This window comes from Kitasatospora putterlickiae, assembly GCF_039527695.1.
GTDB classification, from domain to species: domain Bacteria; phylum Actinomycetota; class Actinomycetes; order Streptomycetales; family Streptomycetaceae; genus Kitasatospora; species Kitasatospora putterlickiae.
Genome location: NZ_BAAAKJ010000254.1, coordinates 3,718 through 6,522 on the forward strand (window position 1 = coordinate 3,718; position 2,805 = coordinate 6,522).

General features: G+C 73.8%; 5 protein-coding genes. 3 read left to right on the forward strand and 2 right to left on the reverse strand.

Features of this window, described 5'->3' with window-relative positions:
- Window positions 1-64: 64 nt before the first annotated feature.
- Window positions 65-439, reverse strand: coding sequence for a phage holin family protein (locus ABD308_RS25500; protein WP_344338920.1), 375 nt, complete (start codon window positions 437-439; stop codon window positions 65-67).
- A 100-nt stretch (window positions 440-539) separates the two neighbouring features.
- Here ABD308_RS25500 and ABD308_RS25505 point away from each other — a divergent pair, with 100 nt between their 5' ends.
- The 3 genes from ABD308_RS25505 to ABD308_RS25515 all read left to right on the forward strand — a co-directional run bounded on the left by ABD308_RS25505 (window position 540) and on the right by ABD308_RS25515 (window position 1,972).
- Window positions 540-857 (forward strand): cupin domain-containing protein, encoded by a 318-nt coding sequence (locus tag ABD308_RS25505; RefSeq protein WP_344338921.1) that lies wholly within the window; start codon window positions 540-542, stop codon window positions 855-857.
- Window positions 858-893: 36 nt separating this feature from the next.
- Entirely contained in the window at window positions 894-1,565 is a 672-nt protein-coding gene (gene tenA / locus ABD308_RS25510) for a thiaminase II (protein ID WP_344338922.1), read from the forward strand.
- Between the two features lie 206 nt (window positions 1,566-1,771).
- Window positions 1,772-1,972: a DUF5326 family protein gene (locus ABD308_RS25515; RefSeq protein WP_344338923.1), complete on the forward strand. Its 201-nt coding sequence runs from the start codon at window positions 1,772-1,774 to the stop codon at window positions 1,970-1,972.
- 77 nt (window positions 1,973-2,049) lie between these two features.
- Here the strand turns inward: ABD308_RS25515 and ABD308_RS25520 are convergent.
- Window positions 2,050-2,805 (reverse strand): NAD-dependent epimerase/dehydratase family protein (locus ABD308_RS25520; protein ID WP_344338924.1); only part of this gene is annotated, 756 nt, incomplete at its 5' end.

Sequence of the window (2,805 nt, forward strand, 5' to 3'; positions counted from 1 at the left end):
GTCCGAACAAGCCGCCTCCCCCGGACGGCCCCGCCCGGGTCACCGGCGGGCGGGGGCGGGCCGCTCAGTCCTCGTCGAGGGCGAGGCTGAGCCCCCAGGAGACCAGGCTGACGATCAGCGCGCCGAACAGCGCCGACCAGAAGCCGTCCACGTGGAAGTCCAGGTCGAGCTTGTCCGAGGCCCAGGAGGTCAGCCAGAGCATCAGCGCGTTCACGATGAAGGTGAACAGACCCAGGGTGAGGATGAACAGGGGGAGCGAGAACAGCTGGACCACCGGCTTGATGAGCCAGTTGACCACGCCGAACACCAGCGCCACGGCGAGCACCGTGAGCGTCTTGTGCTGCCAGTCGTCACCGGTGAGCGTGATCCCGGAGACGATCCAGGCGGCGACCCAGATGGCCGCCGCGTTGATCAGTGTCTTGATGGCGAAACCCTTCATGGGGCCAGCGTCCCAGGTCGGTCAAGGGGAGGCGGTGTCCCGGCCGGCGTGGTGGTGTTGAATGCCGGTGGGCCGAGGCCGCACGAGGAGGGGTGCCCCGATGAAGTTGTTCCGGCTGGACCGCCTGGACGCCGAACGCGCCGCCAACGACGGCGCGTACCTGCGCTTCCTGCGCGAGCCGCGGATGTCCGCCGGCCTGTACGCGCTCTCCCCCGGTGACACCGACACCCAGACCGCGCACGCCCAGGACGAGATCTACCAGGTGATCAGCGGCCGGGCCGAGCTGACCGTCGGGGACGAGACCGCGACGGTGGGCCGGGGCACCGTGGTCTACGTCCCGGCCGGGACGCCGCACCGCTTCCACCACATCACCGAGGAACTGCGGGTGCTGGTGGTGTTCTCGCCGCCGGAGGACTGAGCCGGGCCGCTCGCGACGGGCGGTTAGGGTCGGGGCATGAGCAGCCCGAACCTGACCGAAGAACTCTGGACGGCGATCGAGCCGGTCTACGCCGAGATCCTCGCCCACCCCTTCCTCGCCGGACTGACCGACGGCACCCTGCCCCGGGAGGCGTTCCGCCACTTCGTCGTCCAGGACTCGCACTACCTGCGCGACTACGCCCGGGCGCTGGCCGTCTGCGCGGCCAAGGCGCCCGGCGAGGAGGAGGTGCGGGCCTTCGCCGACGACGCGATCGGCGCGCTGGCCGCCGAGCAGGGGATGCACGCCGAGTTCCTGGACGCCTTCGGGGACACCGCCGAGGGCGCCGCCGCCGAACCGGTGCTGCCGACCACCCGCGCGTACACCAGCTACCTGCTCGCCACCGTCTACGGCGGCTCCTTCGCGGAGGCGGTCGGCGCGGTGCTGCCCTGCTACTGGATCTACGCCCGGGTCGGCGAGCGGCTGCTCGCCGAGGGCTCCCCCGACCCGCTGTACGCCAAGTGGATCTCCACCTACGGCGACGAGGCGTTCCAGTCGGTGGTGCGGCGGGTGCTGGCGCTGACCGACCGGCTCGGTGAGGAGCTCTCGCCCGCCGAACGGCGCCGGGTGACCGAGCACTTCGTGACCACCTCGCGCTACGAGTGGATGTTCTGGGACGCCGCCTGGCGCGGGGAGACCTGGCCGGTCTGAGCCCGCCGCGCGAGGCCCTCCCGGGGCTGTTCCCCGAGGTCGGGGCAGGGGTTCACCCGGGGGCCGGGGTCGGGGGGATCTCCGGGTTCTCTCGGGGCCGTTGGGCCTCGTTCCGTCCCTCGCGCCCCCGTACGATCGAAGTACCGAAAGCGAACGGGATGCGGCACCGGACGGCAGCCGACCCCCTGGGGAGAGAAGGAACGGACATGGCTGAGCTCTGGAAGTCGCTGCCCTCGTGGGTGCGGAACATCGTCGTGCCGGTGCTGGTGCTGGTACTCGCCTGGAACCTGCTGGCATTCGTCTTCGGCGTGGTCGGCGCGCTGCTGGCCTTCGCCATCAAGGCGCTGGTGGTGGTCGGCATCGCCGCCGCCGTGGTGGTCCTGGTGAAGAAGGCGGCCAGGAACTAGCGGATCCCCGCCCGGCGCCCGCGTCCCCTGGGAGGGGACGCGGGCGCCGGGCGTTTCAGCCGGTGGCCAGCGGGTGGTCAGCCGGCGGTCTCGCGCAGGTAGGCGTCGAGGTCCCGGTGCGGCCGCCAGCCCTGGGTACGGGCGCGGGAGAGGTCCAGCACCACGTCGCGGGAGAGCTGGTCCACCGCGTACGGGGTCAGGCCGGGGAGCCGTCCGGTGCGGGCGGCCAGCCGGGCCAGCGGCGCCGGGACGTGGTGGATCCGGGCGCGCACCCCGTGCGCGGCCAGCACCGCGCGGACCACCTCGTCGCGCCGGTAGGGCCGGGCGTCGGCGATGTTGTAGGCGACCGGCGTCCACGGGCGCCCGCCGGTGCGGCCCGCGCCGACCGCGGACAGGCAGGCGTCGGCGAGGTTCTGCACGGCGGTGAGGCTGAGCCGGACGTCGCCGCCGGGCAGCAGCAGCCGGCCGTGCCGGACGCGCTCCAGCAGCCGGGGCACCAGGTGCGGGTCGCCGGGGCCGTAAACGGCGCGCGGGCGCAGCACCACGGCGCCCGCCGCCAGCGCGAGCCGCTCCCCGGTGGCCTTGGTGCGGCCGTACGCGTTGAGGTGGCCGGCCTCGGTGGGGTGGTGCTCCTCGACCGGCCCGCGGCCGGACCGGGGGTCGTAGACGCTGGCGCTGGAGACCCAGGCGAGCGGCCGGTCCCCGGCGGCGCGCAGCAGTCGCTCGGTGCCGGTGACGTTGACGGCGTGCTGGGCGGCCTCGGCCGGGGCGCCCGGGGGCAGGTCGGCGACGGCGGCGGCGCAGTGCACGACCGCGTCGGCGCCGGTGAAGTC